Here is an 18,601-nt window from a genome sequence, read left to right as displayed (position 1 = left end):
TATCCGAAATATATTATATGTGCAACTTCTTAATGAGATAAGAAGTGATGCATTAAAAGTATCTGTTAAGGTGTCCAGAGAAGATTAAGAAACCGAAACATACAAAGTGGAACGTAATTACAATCGCAAGGATATGCGTAAACTTATTATTTGGCCAAAATTTAAGCTTCTTGTTTTTTCGCTCGAAAATATCAAACGAAATAAACAGAACGACATGATATAGCCCATAAATAATATATTGAGTGACAGCATTTCCTTGAATATGCCAAACTCCCATGATGAAAAAGTTTAAAAATGCGCCGATATATGAAATTGTGTAACGGTTTTTAATTAACTTTTTCTTCGTTGCGAAAAAGACGAAACGCATGTAAATAAAGTCACGGAACCAGAAAGATAAGGTCATGTGCCAGCGGTTCCAGAAGTCTTTAATGTTACGACTAATAAACGGCTTATTAAAGTTTTCTGGCGTTTTAATTCCCATCATATAACTTACACCGATTACGAATGCGCTATAACCTGCAAAGTCAAAGAATAAATATAAGCTATAGCTATACATGTAAATCATATTTGAAAGCACAGTATCGTGTTGAGCGAATGACGCATCCATAATATGTTGCTTTATTAAATAAGCAATAATAAATTTATACAAGAAACCTTGGAAAATACGGTTTAGCCCTGTATATAGTAAATTTTGATATTCTTCAGCGCTAGGTGGCTTTTGAATATCTTTTTGGAATCTTCGGTAACGATCGATAGGTCCAGTTGAGATAGCAGGGAAGAATAAAACGAATTCCCAAAAATTAAAGAAGGAAAGTTCTTTAATTAAACCATCGCGAACTTCAAATACCATTTGTACAGCCCTAAATGTTACGTAAGAGATACCTGCGAAAACAATAAAATGCAATTCAGGTACAAACGGTGCGATTTTTGCCAAAATAAGCGGCAAAATTGATAAAATAACGGCCATGCAAAACATGAACGTATTATTATTTTGTTTTCTTAACATTAAATAGCCTTTAATAAGGAGATATTGCCAAATAATAAATGCAGCTAACATCATTGCTTGCTTCGGTTTATCCGAGAAGATAATAGCAAGCATTACTAATGTTAGAACAGCATTATATTTACGCAACATTTTACCCTTTAATCCAGCTATGATAGTAGGTATTAATAAAATGCCCACTATAGCGAAAAAATAAAATGATCCATATGCGGTCATGCTGTAACCTCACTCAATAATTTTTTGCGATCTACCTTTCCATTTGGTGTCATTGGAATAGAAGATTGATACATGAATTTACGTGGAATCATGTAATTTGGTAATCGCTCATTGAGTTCTTTTTTGATTGCAGATGTCAATTTGAATTCTTTTTCAAACGAATGCTCTCCAGGAACAACAACCGCTAATAAGTAATCGTATTTTTCACCTTTTTTAATTGGAACAACAACTGCTCCTTCTACGTAAGAACACGCGCGAAGATGATGTTCGATTTCTTCTAATTCCATTCGATAACCATGAAGCTTAATTTGGAAATCAAGACGACCATTATAGAATAGAAGACCATTTTCTACATAGCCAGCATCACCTGTTTTGTAGGCACGCTCACCGTCAATCATGGTAAATACTTTTTCTGTTAATTCAGGGCTTCCTAAATAACCAACGCTTACACTCGGTCCGACGATTACGATTTCACCTTTTTCACCATCTGGTGCAATCGTGCCATCTTCTTTCATAATAAGAAGGCGACAGTCCGATTTACAGTAACCAACTGGAAGAGATTTGTATTTATTTATAACTTCTTCTGTAACGTGAATGCCTGTTACAGCAACAGTAGCTTCTGTAGGACCGTACGTATTCATAATTGCTGCTTTCGGGAAACGCTCAATTAATTTTCTAGCCACTTCATTTGGTAACACTTCACCGCAGAATAAGAATGTTTTCATGTTTGGTAGCATACCCTCAGAGAAAGATGCTTCCATTAAACACATTTCTGCGAAAGATGGTGTAGAAGTCCATACTTGTATATCCGATTGCTCTAAAGAAGCAAACAAGTCTTTTGGACGTGCAATCATATCTTTATCGATTGCCCATAGTGTACCACCTGTTACTAACGATGGGTAAATATCCATTACAGATAAATCGAATGAGAAAGGTGCTTGATTTAAGAATACTTGTCCTGTTTGTAAGTTGAAATCTTCAACAGCCCACTTCGTAAAGCTAACAAGGCAATTATAAGTAATCTGAACCCCTTTTGGATTACCTGTGCTACCTGATGTGTAAATAATGTAGAAGTTCTCATCATCTTTTACCGCATGTTCAGGATTTGGAGTGTTCCCTTTATGAGTAAAGAAAATATCTTTTAAGTTGTCTTCAGATACGATGCGAACGGGTAAATCAGTTACAGTTACTTCTACCCCTGATAACAGTAAATTCGCACCAGAACTTTCAGCAATACGTTGTACACGATCAGCTGGGATAGATAAATCTACTGGAATGTATGCATGCCCAGCTTTCACACATCCTAAAAAGTTAATGATCATTTCAGGTTGCATATGGCCATAAACCATAATTGGTGAACGATCATCTGGATACTCAGAAGAAATCCAATGTGCTAACGCATCAGAATCTTCCTTTAATTGTTTGTACGTAATTTTCGCATCTCGCCAAACAAAAGCGGTTTGATCAGGCGTTTCTGCAGCCCACTTTTCAATTTGTTCTAATAACTTCATAACGTTCCCACCCTAAAATTCATTGTAAATAAACGTACTTGTGTTTGTATCATGGAAGCCATACAACCAAAGTAATGCAAATAAAATTGCAAGGTAATAAACCGTCTTTGCAACCCATTGTGTGAGTGGTCGAGACCATATCTCTTTTAATCTTTCCATGTCTTTCCCTCTCTTAATGAAATAATAGCTCTTTGTAGGTATCATGTCCTACATTATTGTGAAAAAAACAAAATTCCACATTTTAGGTAAAAATAAGACAAAAGGCTCTTTTTTGATAGTAGCACTAAATACTAAAAAAGAAAATCCCTAACTTAGTAATTATATTACATTCAGCATGAATTTGTAATGAATTTGTGATGTAAAAAGAAAGTGGATTGTAAGAATACGTCAAAATATAATATTTGTTTTTTCATTCCTTAACTGGTGTGGGCTAATAATTAGTGGATACCGAGTAAAGTTTCGAGTTAAAGAGCCTATTAAAAGGAGGAAAGTATCATGAAGAGAGAGTGGAAGAGTCTTATTTCAGAGGAAAATATCATTAAGTGGAGACGTAATTTTCATAAATATCCAGAACTATCGTTTCATGAGAAAGAAACTTCGCAATTTGTATATGATACATTATGTTCATTTTCTTATTTTGAAGTAACAAGACCCACTAAGTATAGTGTACTAGCAATTAAAAGGGGCGCGAAAAAAGGAAAAGTAGTTGCTATTCGAGCCGATATAGATGCCTTACCAATTCACGAGGAAACAAGTAAGTCTTATACATCGGTTAATAAAGGTGTAATGCATGCATGTGGACACGATGCACATGCAGCCATTTTATTAAGTACAGCAGAGACGATAGCAAATATGAAGGAAGATTTTGCAGGAGAAATTCGTCTGTTTTTTCAGCATGCAGAGGAAGTGTATCCTGGTGGCGGACAAGAATTGGTGGAGGTCGGCGTTATGGACGGCGTCGATTATGTAATAGGTTTGCATGTTATGTCTGGATTAGAAAGCGGGAAGATAGGAATTGTATATGGTCCAATGATGGCAGCGCCAGATGTGTTTACAATTGAAATTTTAGGAAGGGGTGGTCATGCGGCACGACCAGAGGAAACGATAGATCCAATTGCTATCGGAGCGCAAATCATTACAAATTTGCAACATATTGTATCAAGAAATACAAGTGCCTTTATGCAAAGGGTAGTTTCAGTTACTCAATTTCATGGAGGAATAGCGGATAACATCATTCCAAGTGCAGCAACTTTAATGGGAACGGTTCGATCTTTTAATCAAACATTAAGAGAGGAAGCAGAAGAGAAAATTGAGCAAATCGTGAAAGGAATTACAGAAGCACATGGAGGGGGTTATACATATACGTATCGCTACGGATATGATCCAGTTATTAATAATGAATATATTACGAAAATAGTGGAAGAAAGCGCGATAAAACTGTTTGGAAATCACCGTGTTGTGAAGCTTGAACCTTCTATGGGAGGAGAAGATTTTTCAGCGTATTTAAGAAAAGCACCTGGTTGTTTCATTAAAATAGGGACAGGAAATAAAAATATCGATACTTGTTATCCACATCACCATCCGAAATTTGATGTGGATGAATCAGCCCTAATTTATGGGGTTGAACTATTTCTAGAGACGACTATAAGGTTACTAGAAACGTATAAAGAATAAAAAAAGGCAACTGCGCTCTATCGCAGTTGCTTTTATTTCTTCCGTCAGAGAGGGCTTAGAAAGAACTATGCTCATTTATAGTATATGAATAGCTCACGGTCAAGCTTGTACATTTTAACTATTTTTTTAAAAATAGTTATTGACTTTGATAATCAATTTCAATTAATCTAAACACATAATTGAAATTGATTATTATTATCAATAAAATGAATGAGGAATCTTATTGATAAAAACATTTCACCTTCTACGGAGGGGATTAAAAGATAAAGGTAAAAATGTAGATAAGCATATTGAATGGCAACAAAATGTAATTCGTTTTGAAAATGTAGAGGAGAATGGCATAAATAAAACAGAAAAAGCGATACATAGTAAAGGGAGAGATTCAGTTGAGTAAGTTAGTAATGATTTATGCAAGTATGAGTGGAAATACAGAGGAAATGGCCGATCATATTGCGGGTGTAATTCGTGAAACGGAAAATGAGATTGAAGTAATTGATATTATGGATACACCAGAAGCTTCTATCTTAGAACAATATGACGGTATTATTTTAGGCGCGTATACTTGGGGAGACGGAGACCTTCCTGATGATTTCTTAGAATTTTATGATGAAATGGAATCAATTAATTTATCTGGTAAAAAGGCGGCAGTATTCGGTTCTTGTGATTCTGCTTATCCGAAATATGGGGCAGCAGTTGATATTTTAATAGAAACGCTACAAGAACGCGGGGCAGTGGTTGTGTTAGAGGGGCTAAAAGTAGAATTAACGCCAGAAGACGAAGATGTAGAAAAATGTTTACAGTTTGGAGCTGAATTTGTAAAACATCTTTCTTAATGGCGGAAGGGAGATGTAGAGCAATTGCATGAGAAAATCTCAATCAAAATGATGGCCGATTATCATTTATATGATTTTATGCGTTGTCCACATAAATTTTATTTCCGTCATATAAAAAGAAGAGAACCATCTTCATTTGAATGGCAACAAATAGTACAAATGATTGTAAATCAAATTATTAATGAATATTACACAGTACCTGCGGGGCAACAGACGAAAATTTTTCTTTTAATATTATTAGAAAAGTATTGGAAAAAAGTAAGGGTTAATATGTTCGTTTCTAAGGCGGAGTACTATATTGTCTTAGCGAAGCTAACGGATCACTTATTACAGTTTGTTGAAAGAGATGAGAGGCAGGCACCACCATTATTTTTATATGAGAAGTTTCAAACATATATGGAAGAGTTAGGTGTTCATATTTCATTGACGTTTGAAGTTGGTGAGTGGGGTACGGAATCATTTGTAATTAAAAAGTATGTTGTTGATGCAAATGAGGAAATGCTTGCTCTTTGTCAGAAGCTAATGACTGTTTTCAGTTATAAAGCTTTCGGCATTCTTCCAGGGAAAATCGAAGTTATCAATTTAATAGAAGGAAATAAGTATGAGTACATTCCGAAACAGGAAGATATTATAACTGGAATGGATGATTTATCTAGAATGAAAGAAATGCTGCAACAACCAGAACATTACACAGAGCGTAACTTTCGTTCTGAGTGTATGAGCTGTGCCTTTCGTAGTGAATGTCAAGCTGAAGAAGTAAAAGAGGTATCGTTGCAGAAGAAAAATATCGTACATTAAAGGGTGCAATTTTGCACCTTTTTTTGCTATTGACATGAAAAGCTTTTCATCATTTACGGTAAATTTGTAGCAGATTTTATAAGAGGAGGAATAATCAATGAAAGATGAAGCGACGGTATTTCAATGGTTAAAAGAACAAAATGCTCCTTTTGGGATTCAATTGCAAATTTTACAGGCGTTTCAATTGTATAAAGTCATTGTTGAGATGGATAAAAAGTTAATGATGTATGAGGAGAAAGAATATAGGGAGAGAATTTAATCTCACCCTTGTAATATTGTTTTAAGCTTTTCTTCATGCTGTTTTAATACAAGATTATTCTTTGTTTCAAAGTTATAAATAATATTATGTAGCAAAGGACTATGTTGATAAAAGGTTGTGATACGATGAATGAGTAACGGATCATGTTGAGAAACAAGTTTACTGTATTGTTCATATACAGATGCAGTAAACTCATGACCGAAATCATAATATAGTCCAGTAAAATCAAAAGCAGGATCGCCAATTTGAGCATCACCAAAATCAATAACGCCTGAAATTGTTTTGTTCTGTGTATTAAATAAAATGTGGTGATGTGTAAAGTCAGCATGAATGATTGTATTTTGAAAAGTGGATTTAGCTATACATTCAAAAAAAATTTCAAATAAACTATGTAAGGCCATTTTCTGTAAAGATGTAAGGCTATTAGTAAGATACTGATTTAATTTCGTTTGTAGGTCTTTTCAGTAGGTAATTGTTTTTTCGATAGGGAATCCTAACGTTTCAACACGTTTTAAAGGAATGCTATGTAAAGCCGCAAGGAAAGTAGCGAGTTGTGTAATAATTGTTTCAAGTTCTTTTTTCTCTAGCTTTGCAACTATTTCAGCTGTTAACGGCTTACCATGAATGAGAGGGTAATAGCTACAAAATGGAACAGTATCACAATTATTTTTATACAATAGGTGATAATTAGGGACTTCGATTTCTTGTAATGAATGAGTAAGAATTGTGCACAGTTCTTGTTCTAACGGAATTCGCTTTGCATATTCAAGTTTTCGCGGGAAACGAAATAGTAGCTCGTCATTTATAATAACCGCTATATTATCCCAACCTTCTTCATTTTGCGTATATGAATGTATAGAAAAATCGGGCAGAGCTTCTTTTATATATTGTTTGTAAGAGTCCATAGTCGTTCCTCGTTTCTAAGTTAAAGTTAGGGTATTCCACATTATGATATCAGAATTTTCTTTCTATATGTTAAGATGTAACTATCATTATGAAGGAGGGTGGGGTGTATTACGAAGAAAAGAATATTAATCATTTCTATATGTATCGCTTTTGGTTTGTTTTGGTCATATAAAGAGACAGCTTTTGCTGCCTTTAAACCGATAGATCAGTACGAGTTAAATCAGGCAATAAAGAACAAGAGTATAGAAACTTTAACTCATAAAGAAATGAAAAAGGTAGGAGAACACTTTGTGACAGCACAACTATCAGTGTTTGAGTTTGATAATAAAGAAGATGTGAAGACAAAAAGCGAAGAGCTATTTGTAAATAAAGGGTATGAACAATTAATGAGAAACTATTATCCAAATCGTTTTCGGGATTTAGAGTATAAATTTACAAACGAGGAGATACGTGAAGTGACGGATGAGAGTTTTTGCTATCATGCTGTAGCATACGTTGCTGGTACTGAAAATAGTAAGAGAAGCGAAATGAAATTGAATTATGAAATGAAAATTGTAAAGGTTAATAATTTCTTCATGGTGTTAGAACAAAAGCAGTACGTACAATGAAAAATCCCTCAAGAAGAAGAGGGATTTTAAAGATTTTCATTTTGTTGACCAATTTCTTTTTGAGCAATGTATAAGTTTCCTTGTTCGACTTGCTTAAGTGTATTAACAGAATCTCCTGCATATCCTTTTTGTGTTTTAACAGTTCTTTTTGAACGATTGGACTCTTGTTTCTTCATATAATAGACCACCTTCCATTAAAAATAAACGAAAATGATGAGTACGAGTAATACGGCTGCGAAAATTGTAATGCCCATTAAAAAAGAGGTGTTTTTATATTTAGGTGGCTTATGTACATCTTGCCTGTATCCAGGTGAAATTTCAGGGGCGAATTCTTCATCGAATGATTGTTTCTTTTGTTTTTCGTCCATATGTATCCACCTTTCTTTTTCATTATGTTACACGTTACAAGAAAAAATATGCATGAGGAAAACAGCCGCTATAACATTAGCGGCTGTTTTGCGTTGTATATTTTCTTTGTACTTGAAAGAGACGGATAAGTAGGAAGCTTGCACCAAATGCCAGACCGATAATAAGACCGATCCAATAACCTTTTGCGGCCCAGTCAGTATAAGTTGCTAATAGGTAGCCAAGAGGTAGGCCTATTACCCAATAAGCGATTAATGTCATAATTAAGGTAACATTTACGTCTTTATAACCACGCAATGCCCCTTGTACTGGAGTTGCAATCGCATCTGAAATTTGAAATAAAATCGCGAATATAAGAAATTCTTTTGCTAAATGGTGGACATTTGCATCAGTCGTATAAATAGAAGCAATTTCATCATCAAGGAAATAGAGAAGGATTGAATATAAAAGAGCGAAAGCAAGAGCTAACCCAATTCCGATAAATCCATATTGTTTCGCATTATTGTATCGTTTTGCTCCGACTTCAAATCCGACGGCTATCGTCATTGCCATTGCTAAGCTTAAAGGGGTCATATATAACAAGGAAGCAAAGTTCATAGCTGCTTGATGTGCTGCAATTGTTGTCGTACTAAAATTACTCATCATAAGTGTTACAGCAGCAAAAATACTCGTTTCAAAAAAGATAGCAAATCCGATAGGGACGCCAAGTTTTAAAAATTCTTTCCAACTCGAAAGAGAAGGACGATATAACTGCTTAAAAATATTGAAAGATGCGAAAGGCTCTTTCGTACGAATAATAATGACGGTAATAATTAAAATGCACCAATAGGTTGCCGCAGAAGCGATTGCTGCACCAACACCACCGAGTTTTGGAAAGCCGAAGTGACCGAAAATTAATACATAATTTAATACTACGTTAATTGGTAATGATAGTAATGTAATAATCATCGTTGTTCGAGTTTTTCCTAATGCATCAATAAATCCACGTAAGACTGTGTAAGTAAATAAAGGGATAATTCCAATTGCGATAATACTTAAAAATTGTGCTGCAATACGTTCTACAGGTTCTTCTAAACGCATGCCGTTTAAAATAGGTGAAACAGCGAAGAAACCGATAAGGATGACAACGAAACTAGCACAAATTGCTAAATATACTGCTTGTATGACAACGTGGGGAACGTCCTCTTTTTTCTTTGATCCAATAAGTTGAGCGACAATAGGAGTAGTAGCCATTAAAATTCCTGTTAATCCCGTACTAACTGGAATCCATATACTCGTTCCGATAGCAACACCTGCTAAATCAATAGGACTTGCATGTCCTGACATTGTCGTATCAAAAAAGCTCATCGCAAATAATGACATTTGCGTTACAAAAATCGGGAAAAATAGTAATACAAATTGTTTTAACTTTTGTGAGAATGAAGTAGTTTCTTTCATAAAATCCCCTTTCCGCATAAAAAACAAACTCTTACTATCATACAATTTAATCAAAAAATAGAAAAGAAATACGCGCATGAAATATATGCAATCAATAAAAAAAGGATGCACTTTGAAAAGGGATAAGGTATTATGATAAGGTGTGAAAAAATTACATATTCGTTATTAAGGAGGCACTACTCGTGGCTGATTGGTTAATTGGATTAATCATGGGTGCTGTTGAAGGTTTAACAGAGTTTTTACCAGTTTCATCAACAGGACATATGATTTTAACAGGTCATTTACTTGGATTTGACGACGAGAGAGCGAAAGTTTTTGAAGTTGTTATCCAATTGGGATCGATTTTAGCAGTTGTTGTTATATTTTGGAAACGTTTATGGTCATTAGTTGGAATAGGGAAAGTAACAGATGGGCCATCGTTAAATTTATTACATATTATTATCGGGATGATTCCTGCCGGAATTCTTGGTGTATTATTCCATAGTGCAATTAAAGAAGTTCTATTCGGTCCAGGACCGGTTGTTATTAGCTTAGTAGCTGGTGGTATTTTAATGATTGTTGCTGAGAAGTTTTCAAAACCAAGTACAGCAAGAACGTTAGATGAAATCACATATAAGCAAGCATTTACAATCGGGATGTTCCAATGTTTAGCACTTTGGCCAGGATTTTCTCGTTCTGGATCGACAATAAGTGGTGGTTTATTAGCTCGCGTTTCGCATACAGCGGCAGCGGAATATACGTTTATTTTAGCAGTACCAATGATGGTAGCTGCAAGTGCTTTAGATTTAATTAAAAGCTGGGATGTATTAAGCGCGGCTGATATACCGTTATTTGCAACTGGATTTATTACAGCATTCGTTGTTGCGATGCTTGCAATTGTTTCATTCTTAAAATTATTAGCTCGTGTAAAACTAACACCGTTTGCTTATTATCGTTTCATTTTAGCAGCGGTATTCTATTTCTTCCTTATGTAATAAAAAAACTGCCGAACTCGGCAGTTTTTTTATTTTATTACTTTTTCAATCATGCTTTCCATTACGTGTTCCCAAAGAGAAGTATCATCAGCTAATGTAGCACGGAAATTAGCATACATTTCTTTTTGTTTTTCCTCGAATGTTGGATCTTCTTTTTCTGGCAATGTAGCACGCATAGAAGTTACTAATTCTTGTACTTTTGGAGCACGTGGTCCCCAAACAGCTTGTTCATTTCCATCTTTATCAATGAAAATAAAGATTGGAATTGCACGTGCAGTTCCGTTTGTTAAGTATTGATCCATTAATTCTAAATTTTCATCGCGAATTAATAGTCTCATATCAATATTTGCAACCTCAGAAATTCGTTTCATAACGGGTACACATAAAAGAGCATCGCCACACCAGTCAGCTGTTAATACGATAACACGCCAGCCATCATTTTGACGTTCTTCTAGAACGGGAAGTAATTCATTTGGAATTAAAAAGTTATTGTAGATGTGTAATAGTTCATATTGGTTTACTTTCATTTCATTTACATATGTATCAAAGGACATGCCTTTATCGGCCCATTGTTGTAAATTCATAATTAACACCTCTTTAGTATGATTTGCTTTCATTGTACCAATTTTTATATAGAAAAGCTTGTATTCTTACTCTGTCTTATCGCTTAATAATTTATTTAAGACGAACAAGAATAGTACGACACATAATTCAGCTATGTTGGACATTTGTACGCTTTCTATCCAATCATCGGCAGTATGAATGACGAACCAATCTAGCGTAATTTCGATGATTGAGAAAAGAGAAAGTGAGAGCCAATTTGGCATATTTGTCGTCATTGGATATAACAGTACTTTAAAGAAGATTAAGATAAAGTATGTAATGCCATTTAAGAGAAGGATAAATAAAAAAAAGAGTAGTAAAGCAGTTCGTGATGAGTATTCTATACCTGTAATTTGAAAGATTCCTACATATACAAAAAATATAAATGCAAAAAATATAATGAGAAAAAGAGCAATAATACTAATGATAATTGTTTTATCTTTTAGGCTGAAATTAGAGAACTTCTCCTCCTCCTCCATTAAGCTCACTCCTTTTTCTGGAAAATCAATTTCATTGTATCATGAAATATATTCTAAAAAACTGCGAATTATGGGAAAATAAGATGACAAAAAGTAAGATTTCATGTAAAATTATTAATAAGGTTTTTATTTAACTAAATTAAATAAAAGGGGCTGTCAAAGTTGTCTCAAAATCGAGAACAATTAATGGAAGAACTATCGACAAATGTTTTTGCTATGTTCCGCACGTTGCGTAATGATATGGGAAAAATTTTTGGTGGTTACATACCATGGAATGAGTTCATTGTCCTTAGAATATTGAACCGTACGAATAAAGAAATGGTATCACGTGTAGCTAATGAGTTAAATGTATCGAATAGCCATATTACAGCTGTTACAGAAAAATTAATCAATAAAGGTTTTGTAACCCGTTCACGTTCTACATCAGATCGTCGAGTTGTATATTTAGAGATTACAGAACAGGGAAAAGATTTAGTTGCGAAAATGGAAGGTGAGAAAAAGAAATATTTACAAGAAAGATTCTCCGCACTTTCAGAAGAAGAAATGAATGTAATGATATCTATTTCTAAAAAACTTATTTAAATAGGTTTCTCATAAGAGAACGCTTACTAATGATAAAAAAAGATCTTCCTCATACGCAGGAAGATCTTTTTTCATATGTAATAACCAATAAAAAATAAAATGTGTATGAAAAAAGATAGAGCGCCATACTACTAATAAAGGAAGGAGGGAAAAATATGACGAATCGTAATGGTAGTAAAGGAAGCGGAAATCAAGGTTCACCGAAATCAGGGCAATTTCAACAGGAGTTTAGTACTGAATTTGAAACGGGTAATGATAACAAAGGAAAAGAATATCGTTCAAAAAAAGGAAGTAAATCAAAAAAGGAGTGACTCAAGTCACCCCTTTTTTGATTTAGGATGCCATAGAGCTAGAAGTACTGAACCAAATAGTCATGACTGGCTCAAAATGTTTGATAAAGCGGTGTGAATAGTATTTTGTATTTGGACAAAAAAATAAGACCATCACATATCGGATGGTCAAAGGGAGGGGACAATTTATGTCAATTTAATTAGGGATGGAAGCTATTCAAGACACTGGGGAATGTCTTATAAATTAGGGAGGAACAGCTTCGATACATATACTATAAAAGATAGATGTGACCTGAATGTGAACATAGGGTGAAAGAGAAAGGGAGTTTTAAGTAAGAAAATAGAGAGAGCAAAAAAATAAGACCATCACATATCGGATGGTCAAAGGAAGGGGACAATTTAATTAGGGATGGAAAGCTGTTCAAGACACTGGGGAATGTCTTATAAATTAGGGAGGAACAGCTCCGATACGTATACTATAAAAGATAGATGTGACCTTGGTGTGAACATATAGTGAAAGAGAAAGGGATATTTTTAGTGAGAAGAAAGGGAGAACAAAAAATAAGACCATCACATATCGGATGGTCAAAGGAAGGGGACAATTTATGTCAATTTAATTAGGGATGGAAAGCTGTTCAAGACACTGGGGAATGTCTTATAAATTAGGGAGGAACAGCTCCGATACGTATACTATAAAAGACGGATGTGACTTTGATGTGAACATAGCGTGAAAGGGAAAGGAATTTAAAAGAAAATATAAATGAATTAGTTGTTACTTATAGTAGTTATCGAGTTATGAATGCTATGAAGTTAGAATATAAATAAAAGTTGAAATCTATGAAAAAAAGGATTATGCTCAACTATATTATGAGAGTATAGGGATTTATCCTGCTATTCATAGTTTCTTTCTAAGTTAGTCGGATAAAGGCTTCACTTAATTAAGGGAGTTAGTGACATGGAAGTAGCAAAAAAACAAGGGTTGTATAATCGTTTTATACGATTAAATCCACCGCAAATTTTAGCATTAGGCTTTTTTTGTTTAATTGTGGTCGGGGGTTTGTTATTAAAGTTACCGTTTGCAACGAAAGTACATATTAGTTGGGTAGATGCTTTCTTTACGGCAACGTCAGCAGCGACTGTAACAGGATTAGGTGTTGTAGATACTGCAAGTACGTTTACGATGTTTGGTGAAATTGTTATTATGTTTTTAATTCAAACAGGTGGTCTCGGTCTTATGACGATAGCCATTTTAATTGTTTGGGTATTAGGTAAAAAAATTGGTTTGCGCCATCGATTATTAATTGGAGAAGCATTTAATCAAACAAGTATTGGTGGTCTTGTGAAATTAGTGAAACGAGTTTTTATTTTTTCTATTTGTATTGAGCTGATGGGAGTCATCTTTTTATCGATTCGCTTTATTCCAGAGTTTGGATTTGGAAAAGGTTTGTACTATAGTGTTTTTCACGTTATTGCGTCATATAATAATGCTGGCTTTGCTCTTTGGTCAGATAATTTAACAAGATATGTAGGAGATCCTATTATTAATATTGGGATTTGCTCTTTAATTGTAATAGGAGGATTAGGGTTTACCGTATTAATCGATATATGGTATAGCCGTAGTTTCCGAAAACTATCGCTTCACTCAAAAATCATGATTGTTGGAACGATAGCCCTTAACATTATTGCGATGATTGTGATTTTTGTATTGGAATATAATAATGTGAAAACATTAGGGAACTTACCTTTAAATGAAAAGTTATGGGCTTCTTTCTTCCAAGGAATTACACCTCGTACAGCTGGCTTTAACACGATTGATTATGGCGGTATGGAAGAGTCATCGATACTATTTACGATGGTATTAATGTTTATTGGTGCAGGAAGTGTATCGACAGGTGGTGGAATTAAGTTAACGACATTCGTTATTTTAATTACATCAGTCATTTCCTTCTTTAAAAAGAAGGAGGATTTTGTATTATTTCATCGTACTGTCAAAATGTCGACAGTAACAAGAGCGTTAGCAATTGTCGTTGCTAGTCAAATCCTTATTTTTACAGCAGTATTTTTATTAATGCTTACAGAAAATTTCAGTTTTATTCAATTGTTATTTGAGACGATTTCAGCGTTTGGAACAGTTGGATTAACAATGGGGATTACTGCAAAGCTAACGGCAGTTGGAAAATGTATTATTATGTTTGTTATGTTTTGTGGATTAATTGGCCCGTTAACACTTGTGTTCTCTTTGGCACGACCAGCGAAACAAAAAATTAAATATCCATCAGAAGATGTATTTACAGGATAAGGTATCTCGGATAATGCGAGATACCTTTTTCATTTTAAAAAAGAGAGAACAATAAGCCAATAATCGCCGCTCGGAATAAAATTGCAATGAGTGCAGCGATACCACCAATAATCGCTGCGGTACCACCAGTTACTGTAGCTCCACGATTATAAGCGTAAATGCCTAGTAGTACAGAAACAAGACCAAATAGTGTTGGGAAGGTGAAGAGTGATAATATAGATAAGGCAAGAGCGATAAAGCCAGCAGTTGATCCAGCGGCGGACGATCTTACATCATCTTTACTATCTTTATCATCATAATCAATGCGCTGTGGTGCAACTTCAGCTGCGTATTCTTCTTTATAGTCACTATAATCACTATCTATTCGATCTCTTTTTTTATATTCATCAAATTTCTCAGTCAAAGTAATGACTCCTTTCATAACAAGGTTCGATAATAGTATGTATCTCTTTACCGTTTTTATCCGGGTGTGGACAGGGAGTGATATCCAATTAGAAGATGAAAATTGTTTTTTCGAAATAGGAAAACTTAGTATGACTTCCTCTATTTTGGAAAGTATAAAAAAGAATAATGAGGAAAGGGTGCTGTACATAATGGAACATCCAATTGAAAATTTAATGAAAACAGCAATGACAAATTTAAAAGAGATGGTAGATGTAAATACGATTGTTGGAAGTCCGGTTTCAACAGCCGATGGAAATGTAGTATTAACAGTATCCCAAGTTGCTTTCGGGTTTGGAGCTGGGGGAAGTGACTTTAAGGGGGATTTTTCTCATGAGAAAAATAGTGGTGGACATGGGCAACAAAAAGAGATAAAACAAGGGCATCCTTTTGGAGGTGGAAGTGGTGCTGGTGTTTCCATTAGTCCGGTGGCTTTTTTAGTTGTAGGTTCTAATGGGGTGCAAGTATTACATTTAAATAGTAGTACGCATTTAATCGAAAAAGCTTTAAATGCTGTACCAAGCACTGTAGATAAATTTGTGAACGGTCGCTAAAGGTGAACTTGCATTTTTTAGGAATTGTGATATATTAGAAAAAGTGTGCTTAAGGACGATTGAAATAATTGAAATGTAAATATATATGATGTGCGAAATAAGGGAGAGGAATTTATGATTAATATCAAAAATTTGGTAGTCGGCTTATTTATGCTAGTAAGCGGATTTGTTGTATATGTAATAAAAGAAAAAGCTCCATTTTAAAACAGACAAACCGTTAATGTCTGTTTTTTATTTACGAAAATAGTTGACAGTTTATCTTATTGGTGTTAAAATTTTAATTCGTGTCTCGGTTACAGCTAGTGTAAAGTGAATATCTCTTATGAATATAATATGAAAAGTTTGCGAAAGATCGGGTAATCTTATCAACAACTTTTGTGAACAAACCCTATAAATTGTATTTGTAAGCTTTATATGTATACTAGTGAATCAAGGAGCGGTCAGTGGAACCGTAATGATGAGAGAGAGGTAGGGCTTTCATCCAGTATATGTTACTTTCCCGTTAGGTGAATATAAAAAAGAGGGCTCCTTGTGAAAAGGAGCCCTCTTTCTTTTGTATATTGTGATTTGTAAAAATTCAAATGCGACTTTCAACCTGCTGACAAATTTCATCTGTTGTTAAACCGTGAGCTGTAATTACCGATCCTTTTATTGATGTATCTGCAATACCCATCATATTAGAATCTTGCCCAGTTACAACACAACAATCGCACCCTTGTGCATCGTGTTCTGAGTTAAGTGTAACGACTTCATGTCCATGTTGCTGAAGAGCTTGTTGAACATCTGTTAATGAGTTTTCAACGCCAATTCTAGCCATAATTCTCACCTCCTACCATCTATTTACTAGTATGCTCAAGTTTTTAGCATATATTATAAAAAGATGGTAGAAGAGTATATGCATTTAGTCGTTATATACACCAGTAAGCATTTGGCTAACGAATTGATCATTTAATGTATCTTGTGCTGAAGCGTTATTAGACTGAATATCGATTGAAGCAGTAAAGTTATTATATTCTCTGTTACTAGGCTCTACCTCTACGTAATTGTTGAATTTACAAAGTCCTTTCGTATCCATTAGATCAAATAGTTGCAGCATTTCTACTACCTCTTGTCTCGTTCCTTTAATTTGTACACACGCCATTTTTATTTCCTCCTTCATTTTGACAAATTGTTTTTTAAAAATAGGATTATGATTGCGAAATGAAAAATATGATTGTTATTTTTAGACAGCGTTATTTTTGTTATTTTCCCCCTTTTTCACCAAAAGTCGTTGTTTATTCCCGAATATATAAAATCGGACGTCCGTTTATTGAATACAATAGATTCGCACCATTTACCGAAAATCCTTCTCTTAAACAAATATTTTTTTTAGTGGAAATTAGCGAAAAAAATTTTTTGACTTTTTGTAAACGTTAACAATGTTGTTAAATCAATATAATCAAAGACGTCCGTACGATTAAAAATTATAAATTTTCTAAAAATTCACTTGATTTATTTGAAAAGGAGAGTAAACTAGGAAACAATAAAAAATTCATAGAACATAGGGGGCGCTTTCAAGTGAACGAGCAGTGGATTTTCTTAAATGGAGAATTTGTTCCAAAAGACGAAGCAAAAGTTTCAGTATATGATCATGGCTATTTATATGGCGATGGAGTGTTCGAAGGAATTAGAGTATATAGCGGTAATGTTTTCCGTTTGAGAGAGCATCTTGTCCGGTTATATGAATCAGCGAAATCCATTATGTTAGAAATTCCATATACGTTAGAAGAAGCAACGAAGATCGTTGTTGAAACGATTCAACAAAACAAACTATCTAATGGATATATTCGCCTCGTTGTATCAAGAGGACCAGGGAATCTTGGATTAGATCCCGATTCTTGTACGAAACCAAATGTAGTAGTAATTGCAGAACAATTATCTTTATTTCCACAAGAATATTATGAAAAAGGGATTCCGATTGTAACAGTTGCAACGCGTCGCAATCGCCCGGATGTTTTATCACCTCAAGTAAAATCTTTAAATTACTTAAATAATATTTTAGTTCGCATTGAGGCGAAACTAGCTGGAGTACAAGAAGCACTTATGTTAAATGATCAAGGATACGTAGCTGAAGGCTCTGGAGATAACGTATTTATTGTAAAAGGAAACAAATTAATTACACCACCAAGTTCTGCTGGAGCGTTAGAAGGTATTACACGAAACGCAATTTTAGAAATCGGCGAAAAACTTGGGTATGACGTAAGAGAAGAATTATTTACAAGGCACGATGTATATGTAGCTGATGAAGTATTTTTAACAGGAACAGCTGCTGAAGTAATTGCTGTTACGACAGTAGATGGAAGAACAATTGGTTTAGGTAGAACAGGGCCACATACGAATCGTTTATTAGAAGAATTCCGTAAATTAGTTGTAGAAGATGGAGAGAAAATTTACGAAGAAAATAAAGTTGGATAATAGCTCTTTACGACATGATAAAGCGTTGAAAGGGAGGAGTAGTTGACTGTGAAGCCTCACAGAGAGTCGGTGGTTGCTGGAAACCGATGGTTCACGTCGACGAACATCACCCTTGAGTGCTAAGCTGAAGCGTTTGTTTAGGCTTAGACGGTAGCTCCGTTATTAGCTCGACTCATCCCGAGTCACTGAGGCAAGAGTATTCTTGCAAAGAAGGGTGGTACCGCGAAATCTTTCGTCCCTTCAGCACATAGCTGGAGTGTGGACGTAGGATTTTTTTATTTTATAAATAGTTTAAAAAAGGGGGCTTATAAGAA

General features: G+C 34.5%; 25 protein-coding genes, 1 pseudogene and 1 other annotated feature. Of the genes and pseudogenes, 14 read left to right on the top strand and 12 right to left on the bottom strand.

Going from position 1 to position 18,601, the window contains the following annotated elements; all coding sequences use genetic code 11:
• Positions 1 to 52: 52 nt before the first annotated feature.
• From dltB to ACTFQM_RS08540, 3 genes are read right to left on the bottom strand one after another with little or no spacing between them, the layout of a single operon-like run.
• Positions 53 to 1,219, bottom strand: a complete 1,167-nt coding sequence (gene dltB, locus ACTFQM_RS08550; protein ID WP_440034043.1) for a D-alanyl-lipoteichoic acid biosynthesis protein DltB — start codon at positions 1,217 to 1,219, stop codon at positions 53 to 55.
• Positions 1,216 to 2,730, bottom strand: coding sequence for a D-alanine--poly(phosphoribitol) ligase subunit DltA (dltA, locus tag ACTFQM_RS08545; protein ID WP_440034042.1), 1,515 nt, complete (start codon positions 2,728 to 2,730; stop codon positions 1,216 to 1,218). Before dltA ends, dltB begins: the two co-directional genes overlap by 4 nt.
• A gap of 12 nt (positions 2,731 to 2,742) precedes the next feature.
• Positions 2,743 to 2,889, bottom strand: a complete 147-nt coding sequence (locus tag ACTFQM_RS08540; RefSeq protein ID WP_000440293.1) for a teichoic acid D-Ala incorporation-associated protein DltX — start codon at positions 2,887 to 2,889, stop codon at positions 2,743 to 2,745.
• A 336-nt stretch (positions 2,890 to 3,225) separates the two neighbouring features.
• On the opposite strand from ACTFQM_RS08540, the gene ACTFQM_RS08535 reads away from it, so the two are divergent.
• From ACTFQM_RS08535 to ACTFQM_RS08515, 5 genes are all read left to right on the top strand, one after another.
• Positions 3,226 to 4,404: an amidohydrolase gene (locus ACTFQM_RS08535; RefSeq protein ID WP_002171032.1), complete on the top strand. Its 1,179-nt coding sequence runs from the start codon at positions 3,226 to 3,228 to the stop codon at positions 4,402 to 4,404.
• A gap of 223 nt (positions 4,405 to 4,627) precedes the next feature.
• Positions 4,628 to 4,798 carry a hypothetical protein gene (locus ACTFQM_RS08530; protein ID WP_440034041.1) on the top strand — a complete coding sequence of 57 codons (171 nt, stop codon included), beginning with the start codon at positions 4,628 to 4,630 and terminating at the stop codon, positions 4,796 to 4,798.
• Positions 4,791 to 5,237 carry a flavodoxin gene (locus ACTFQM_RS08525; RefSeq protein WP_440034040.1) on the top strand — a complete coding sequence of 149 codons (447 nt, stop codon included), beginning with the start codon at positions 4,791 to 4,793 and terminating at the stop codon, positions 5,235 to 5,237. Before ACTFQM_RS08530 ends, ACTFQM_RS08525 begins: the two co-directional genes overlap by 8 nt.
• Positions 5,238 to 5,261: 24 nt before the next feature.
• Positions 5,262 to 6,035 (top strand): hypothetical protein, encoded by a 774-nt coding sequence (locus ACTFQM_RS08520; RefSeq protein WP_440034039.1) that lies wholly within the window; start codon positions 5,262 to 5,264, stop codon positions 6,033 to 6,035.
• Between the two features lie 97 nt (positions 6,036 to 6,132).
• Positions 6,133 to 6,294 (top strand): hypothetical protein, encoded by a 162-nt coding sequence (locus ACTFQM_RS08515; RefSeq protein ID WP_440034038.1) that lies wholly within the window; start codon positions 6,133 to 6,135, stop codon positions 6,292 to 6,294.
• 2 nt (positions 6,295 to 6,296) lie between these two features.
• Here ACTFQM_RS08515 and ACTFQM_RS08510 read toward each other — a convergent pair.
• Positions 6,297 to 7,199: pseudogene (locus ACTFQM_RS08510) on the bottom strand (aminoglycoside phosphotransferase family protein).
• A 99-nt stretch (positions 7,200 to 7,298) separates the two neighbouring features.
• Between ACTFQM_RS08510 and ACTFQM_RS08505 the strand changes: the two are divergent.
• Complete coding sequence (locus tag ACTFQM_RS08505) at positions 7,299 to 7,808, top strand: biotin transporter BioY (protein WP_440034037.1); 510 nt, start codon at positions 7,299 to 7,301, stop codon at positions 7,806 to 7,808.
• A 26-nt stretch (positions 7,809 to 7,834) separates the two neighbouring features.
• Here ACTFQM_RS08505 and ACTFQM_RS08500 read toward each other — a convergent pair whose 3' ends face one another.
• The 3 genes from ACTFQM_RS08500 to ACTFQM_RS08490 all read right to left on the bottom strand — a co-directional run bounded on the left by ACTFQM_RS08500 (position 7,835) and on the right by ACTFQM_RS08490 (position 9,611).
• A complete protein-coding gene (locus ACTFQM_RS08500) occupies positions 7,835 to 7,984 on the bottom strand; it encodes a hypothetical protein (protein WP_002171039.1) in 150 nt (49 codons plus the stop codon).
• An 18-nt stretch (positions 7,985 to 8,002) separates the two neighbouring features.
• Complete coding sequence (locus tag ACTFQM_RS08495; RefSeq protein WP_000343684.1) at positions 8,003 to 8,176, bottom strand: hypothetical protein; 174 nt, start codon at positions 8,174 to 8,176, stop codon at positions 8,003 to 8,005.
• A gap of 76 nt (positions 8,177 to 8,252) precedes the next feature.
• Positions 8,253 to 9,611 (bottom strand): MATE family efflux transporter, encoded by a 1,359-nt coding sequence (locus ACTFQM_RS08490; RefSeq protein WP_440034036.1) that lies wholly within the window; start codon positions 9,609 to 9,611, stop codon positions 8,253 to 8,255.
• Between the two features lie 182 nt (positions 9,612 to 9,793).
• Here ACTFQM_RS08490 and uppP point away from each other — a divergent pair, with 182 nt between their 5' ends.
• Entirely contained in the window at positions 9,794 to 10,585 is a 792-nt protein-coding gene (gene uppP / locus ACTFQM_RS08485) for a bacitracin resistance undecaprenyl-diphosphatase (protein WP_440034035.1), read from the top strand.
• Between the two features lie 29 nt (positions 10,586 to 10,614).
• On the opposite strand, the gene ACTFQM_RS08480 is transcribed toward uppP, so the two are convergent.
• Together ACTFQM_RS08480 and ACTFQM_RS08475 are read right to left on the bottom strand one after the other, a co-directional pair.
• Positions 10,615 to 11,202, bottom strand: a complete 588-nt coding sequence (locus ACTFQM_RS08480) for a thioredoxin family protein (protein WP_440034034.1) — start codon at positions 11,200 to 11,202, stop codon at positions 10,615 to 10,617.
• Positions 11,203 to 11,235: 33 nt separating this feature from the next.
• Positions 11,236 to 11,667, bottom strand: coding sequence for a regulatory YrvL family protein (locus ACTFQM_RS08475; RefSeq protein WP_440034033.1), 432 nt, complete (start codon positions 11,665 to 11,667; stop codon positions 11,236 to 11,238).
• Positions 11,668 to 11,829: 162 nt separating this feature from the next.
• On the opposite strand from ACTFQM_RS08475, the gene ACTFQM_RS08470 reads away from it, so the two are divergent.
• The 3 genes from ACTFQM_RS08470 to ACTFQM_RS08460 all read left to right on the top strand — a co-directional run bounded on the left by ACTFQM_RS08470 (position 11,830) and on the right by ACTFQM_RS08460 (position 14,838).
• A complete protein-coding gene (locus ACTFQM_RS08470) occupies positions 11,830 to 12,249 on the top strand; it encodes a MarR family winged helix-turn-helix transcriptional regulator (RefSeq protein ID WP_002171044.1) in 420 nt (139 codons plus the stop codon).
• Positions 12,250 to 12,404: 155 nt separating this feature from the next.
• The gene (locus ACTFQM_RS08465) at positions 12,405 to 12,560 is read left to right on the top strand and encodes a hypothetical protein (RefSeq protein WP_000184933.1); all 156 of its coding nucleotides are present in this window, start codon (positions 12,405 to 12,407) and stop codon (positions 12,558 to 12,560) included.
• 934 nt (positions 12,561 to 13,494) lie between these two features.
• Complete coding sequence (locus ACTFQM_RS08460; protein ID WP_440034032.1) at positions 13,495 to 14,838, top strand: TrkH family potassium uptake protein; 1,344 nt, start codon at positions 13,495 to 13,497, stop codon at positions 14,836 to 14,838.
• Positions 14,839 to 14,872: 34 nt separating this feature from the next.
• On the opposite strand, the gene ACTFQM_RS08455 is transcribed toward ACTFQM_RS08460, so the two are convergent.
• Positions 14,873 to 15,241 (bottom strand): hypothetical protein, encoded by a 369-nt coding sequence (locus ACTFQM_RS08455; protein WP_002171046.1) that lies wholly within the window; start codon positions 15,239 to 15,241, stop codon positions 14,873 to 14,875.
• Between the two features lie 130 nt (positions 15,242 to 15,371).
• Here ACTFQM_RS08455 and ytfJ point away from each other — a divergent pair, with 130 nt between their 5' ends.
• Together ytfJ and ACTFQM_RS08445 are read left to right on the top strand one after the other, a co-directional pair.
• Complete coding sequence (ytfJ, locus tag ACTFQM_RS08450; protein ID WP_025147316.1) at positions 15,372 to 15,833, top strand: GerW family sporulation protein; 462 nt, start codon at positions 15,372 to 15,374, stop codon at positions 15,831 to 15,833.
• A gap of 114 nt (positions 15,834 to 15,947) precedes the next feature.
• Positions 15,948 to 16,037 carry a hypothetical protein gene (locus ACTFQM_RS08445; RefSeq protein WP_000608227.1) on the top strand — a complete coding sequence of 30 codons (90 nt, stop codon included), beginning with the start codon at positions 15,948 to 15,950 and terminating at the stop codon, positions 16,035 to 16,037.
• A gap of 373 nt (positions 16,038 to 16,410) precedes the next feature.
• Here ACTFQM_RS08445 and ACTFQM_RS08440 read toward each other — a convergent pair whose 3' ends face one another.
• Together ACTFQM_RS08440 and ACTFQM_RS08435 are read right to left on the bottom strand one after the other, a co-directional pair.
• The gene (locus ACTFQM_RS08440) at positions 16,411 to 16,650 is read right to left on the bottom strand and encodes a YkuS family protein (protein ID WP_002149532.1); all 240 of its coding nucleotides are present in this window, start codon (positions 16,648 to 16,650) and stop codon (positions 16,411 to 16,413) included.
• A gap of 84 nt (positions 16,651 to 16,734) precedes the next feature.
• A complete protein-coding gene (locus ACTFQM_RS08435; protein ID WP_002171048.1) occupies positions 16,735 to 16,974 on the bottom strand; it encodes a DUF3911 family protein in 240 nt (79 codons plus the stop codon).
• Between the two features lie 59 nt (positions 16,975 to 17,033).
• Here ACTFQM_RS08435 and ACTFQM_RS08430 point away from each other — a divergent pair, with 59 nt between their 5' ends.
• Both ACTFQM_RS08430 and ilvE read left to right on the top strand, forming a co-directional pair.
• Positions 17,034 to 17,249 (top strand): hypothetical protein, encoded by a 216-nt coding sequence (locus ACTFQM_RS08430; protein WP_082182959.1) that lies wholly within the window; start codon positions 17,034 to 17,036, stop codon positions 17,247 to 17,249.
• A gap of 141 nt (positions 17,250 to 17,390) precedes the next feature.
• Positions 17,391 to 18,287 (top strand): branched-chain-amino-acid transaminase, encoded by an 897-nt coding sequence (gene ilvE, locus ACTFQM_RS08425; RefSeq protein WP_025147314.1) that lies wholly within the window; start codon positions 17,391 to 17,393, stop codon positions 18,285 to 18,287.
• Between the two features lie 16 nt (positions 18,288 to 18,303).
• Positions 18,304 to 18,530, top strand: a binding site (T-box leader).
• Positions 18,531 to 18,601 lie beyond the last annotated feature (71 nt).

The organism is Bacillus cereus group sp. MYBK30-2 (assembly GCF_051915945.1).
Classification (GTDB): domain Bacteria; phylum Bacillota; class Bacilli; order Bacillales; family Bacillaceae_G; genus Bacillus_A; species Bacillus_A paramycoides.
The sequence above is the reverse complement of the archived record's forward strand: the minus strand, read 5'-3'. Positions and strand labels throughout refer to the sequence as shown.